The following is a 315-nucleotide window of genomic DNA, read 5'->3' on the forward strand; positions in this document are numbered from 1 at the left end:
CGGCACCGAGGTATTCTTCGTCGCTGTGGGCCGGGAAGCCGTAGTTCACCGAGGAGCCACCGAGGCCGTCGCCGTGGGTGACTTCGATCAGTGGCATGCCGGCGGCGTCCATCGCGCAGGCGATGGCGACCATGTCGTCAACGCTGATCTGGTGACGTTTGGCGTGCATGCCGTCGCGCAGGGACATGTCGTGGAGTTTGACGCTTTTACCTTGCAAGTTCATGTTCATGCTCCCCTGTTATTCGCCACGTGCTGGCAGTGTGATGGTGCCGTTGGCGGCTTCTTCGGCAAACATTTCAGCGGTACGCAAACCGG

Annotated in this window: 1 protein-coding gene; it reads right to left on the bottom strand. The window is 61.0% G+C overall.

The window, feature by feature from the left end:
• The coding region (locus tag WG929_RS21050; RefSeq protein WP_494517120.1) for a hydroxymethylglutaryl-CoA lyase-like TIM-barrel protein at positions 1-223 on the bottom strand (223 nt) is incomplete at its 3' end.
• Positions 224-315 lie beyond the last annotated feature (92 nt).

Origin of the sequence: Oceanobacter antarcticus, assembly GCF_044962685.1 — a bacterium.
In the GTDB taxonomy this organism is placed as follows: Bacteria; Pseudomonadota; Gammaproteobacteria; order Pseudomonadales; family Oceanobacteraceae; genus Oceanobacter; species Oceanobacter antarcticus.